Source organism: uncultured Fretibacterium sp., from assembly GCF_963544685.1.
In the GTDB taxonomy this organism is placed as follows: domain Bacteria; phylum Synergistota; class Synergistia; order Synergistales; family Aminobacteriaceae; genus CAJPSE01.
Genome location: NZ_CAUUGJ010000180.1, coordinates 1 through 3,111, shown reverse-complemented (window position 1 = coordinate 3,111; position 3,111 = coordinate 1). Strand labels below are relative to the sequence as shown.

The 3,111-nt window shown below is 67.7% G+C and carries 2 protein-coding genes and 1 pseudogene; all 3 read right to left on the bottom strand.

The window, feature by feature from the left end:
• A partial coding sequence (locus ABLA28_RS11170; protein ID WP_347713727.1) for a thioredoxin domain-containing protein occupies nt 1-1,581 on the bottom strand: 1,581 nt, incomplete at its 3' end.
• A 4-nt stretch (nt 1,582-1,585) separates the two neighbouring features.
• A complete protein-coding gene (locus ABLA28_RS11165) occupies nt 1,586-2,227 on the bottom strand; it encodes an HAD family hydrolase (RefSeq protein WP_299298673.1) in 642 nt (213 codons plus the stop codon).
• A gap of 13 nt (nt 2,228-2,240) precedes the next feature.
• Nucleotides 2,241-3,111, bottom strand: a pseudogene (locus ABLA28_RS11160) (hypothetical protein); the annotation flags it as partial.

The following is a 3,111-nucleotide window of genomic DNA, read 5'->3' as shown; positions in this document are numbered from 1 at the left end:
CCGCGCCCCGGCGGCGGCCGCGGCGCGGTGAAGCTCCATGACGCCCCACAGCAGCGCCGCGTAGTCCCCGGGGAGGGCGGGAATCCCCGCGTCTCCGCCGCGGTACCGCCGCCTCCAGCTGCCCTTGGGGTCCGGCAGGGCCTTTTGGAGGAACAGGGCGGCCCGCTCGGCGGAGAGCCTCCATTCCGGCTGCCCGAATGCCGAGGAGGCGCGGGCCAGGGCCCCGATCATGAGGCCGTTCCAATCCATGAGCACCTTGTCGTCCACGGCGGGCGGCGTGCGCCGGGAGCGGGCCTCCAGAAGGATGGCCCGGTCCCGGGCGAGGCGATCCGCCGCCTCGGTCGCTCGGATCCCGTAGCGCTGCGACAGTTCCGCGACGGTCGAGGCCTCGTAGAGGATGTTCTGTCCCGTCCGCATTCCCGTCATCTCGTGTCCGAAATTTCCGCCGGGCAGGACGGCGTAGGCGGCGCAGAACAGGCCGCGGTCCCCCTCCGGGAGCAACCGGAGGACCTCCTCCTCCGTCCAGAGGTAGTAGCGCCCCTCCCCCTCCTCGCTGTCCGCGTCGAGGGACGTTCGGAAGCAGGACTCCGGGGCGGTGAAATCCCGCTGCACGCATCCGACGATGTCCTCCGCCAGGGTGCGGTAGAACGGGTCGGGACGGATCTCGTGGGCCAGCGCTGCGGTCAGGAGCAGCAGGGCCTGATCGGCGAGCATCTTCTCGAAGTGGGGAACGAGCCACTGCTCGTCCGTGGCGTAGCGCGCGAACCCGCCGCCCAGATGGTCGTGGATGCCGCCCCTCCACATGCGGCGGAGGGTTAGGTCCGCCATGCCCAGGAGCGTCTCGCGCTCCTGCGTGGAGTTGATGGCCGAGCGGGCCTGTTCCAGCAGGAAGAGAAGGCGCGGCGCGGCCGGGAACTTGGGCGCGAACCCGAACCCGCCCCACTGCGGGTCGAAGAGTCCCTGGAGCTCGTTGAGGGCGCTTCGGGCCGATGCGGCGCCCACCCGGCCTCCCGAGACGAACTTCAGGTGGGCGGCCAGCGTCTCCGCCAGGCTGTCGGCCCCTCGGATCACGTCCTCGCGCTGCATGGACCACAGCCACTTGACGCGCGGCAGGATGTCCGTCAGCCCCGGCATCCGGCCCGTCGTCCTCTTGGGCAGCCACGTGGCCGCGAAGAAGGGCCTGCCCTCGGGGGTCAGAAAGAGGTTCAGGGGCCAGCCTCCGTTGCCGTTCTGGATGTGGCATATGTCCATGAAGAGCCCGTCCAGATCGGGCCGCTCCTCCCGGTCCACCTTGACGGCGACGCAGACGTCGTTCATGAGGTCCGCCACCTCGGGGTCGGAGAAACATTCCCGCTCCATGACGTGGCACCAGTGGCACGAGGAGTAGCCGATCGAGAGGAATATGGGTTTGTCCTCCCTGCGCGCGGCCTCGAATGCCTCGTCCCCCCACGGGTACCAGGCTATGGGGTTGTCGGCGTGCTGGAGCAGGTAGGGGCTGGACTCGTCCGACAGACGATTCCTTGGGGGGGATGGGGGGGTGCCCGCCGTCCCCGGGGTGGTCGAGAGGTCCCTGTAGATCAAGCGGTCATTCCCTCCCATCCTCCTCCACGATACCGGGCAGCTCGTCGAGGGAGCCGACGGCGCGCCACGCCCCCAGCTCCAGAAGCTGCTCCTTCGTGAAGTTGCCCTGCGCCGTGCCGATCGCCCGTGTCCCCGCTGCGAGGGCCGTCCTGACGTCGATGTCGGAGTCCCCGACGTAGACGGTCCGATCCGCGGGGACTCCGAAACGATCCATGAGGCTCAGGAGCATCCCGGGCTCGGGCTTGTAGGGCAGGTGGTCCGAGGGGCCGACGATCGCGTCGAAATAATGGGCCGTTCCGCTCCTCTCCATGGCCGTCCTCGGGGCGTTCCGGTTCGAGGCGACGGCCAGGATCAAGCCCATCTCCCGAAGGCGGGGCAGGATCGTCCTCGTCTCGGGGAAGGGGCGGATCATGGAGTGTTCGAGCGGTGCGACCTTGTCGCGGTACAGCTCCAGCCACTCGGGCCGGCAGTCGCCCAGGGTGCCGATCATGAACTCCCTCATGGGCATGGCGATGTACCGCATCACCTGAGCGTGGGTGGCCCTGGGACGGCCGACCGCCTCGGCCACCAGATTGAGCCCCGCCAGGATGGCGTGGCTCGAGTCCACGATCGTCATATCGTGGTCGAAGATCATCAGTTTGATCATAAAGCCCTCTCCATTACTGATGATGCCCGGTTGTTCCGAGGACCTTCTCCAGGGTCTCCTGAAGCAGTTTCCTGGCGGAGTCCTCCGAAAGTTTCCCGTTTCCCTTCAGGCGGTTCAGGATATATTCATAGATCTTGCACAGCTCCTGCCCATGCGGGCTCAGCTCGCCCGATTCGAGGCGGGATTCCTTCGTTTGAAGGTCCTCCAGCGCGGCGAGGGCGATGCAGGCGAGGACGTACTCATCGGGAGTTGCGCTTCCCTCCGGCAGCAAGGGCTCGGAGGAGACCCCCCGGGAGAGCATACCGTTGACGTCCGTCCTCAACGCGCTGAAGTTCGTGGTGAGCTCCAGGTCGATATACATGTCGATGTAGATTCGCTGAAACTCCGACTCGGGAGGCGTGTTGGGGCTCGCGGCGGCGGTCCTGGGCGGCTCCGGGGCCTCGTGTCGTTGGGCGGACGGAGCGGGAGCCGGCGCGGCGGATGGACCGGAGGCCGCTCTCGGAGCGGGGGCGGGCAGGACAATGGGGCTGGCGGCGGCGGCGGAATCGGGTGCGATCCCCGAGAGTGTCCTGTCCGGGACCGGGGCCGAAACCCCTTGTTCCTGAGGCCGCAAAGGGACATTGGGCTGCGGCGCTGGGGCGGCCTGAGTTCCGAGCGAGGGCTCCGCCCATGGATCATGGACCACAAAATCGGTCGTGATGTCGATGGCCTTGCCCTGAACCGCCGTCCCCGCAGGGGCGGGCGAGGGGCGGACATTTTTTCCGCCCCGGGAATTTCGCCGTACCTGCCTCAGAATGGACAGGAAGATCCACAGAAGGAGAGGCAGGATTACCCCTACGGTGACGTAGGGCAGCCAGTCCCGGTAGGGCTGAAGGGATCGAAGC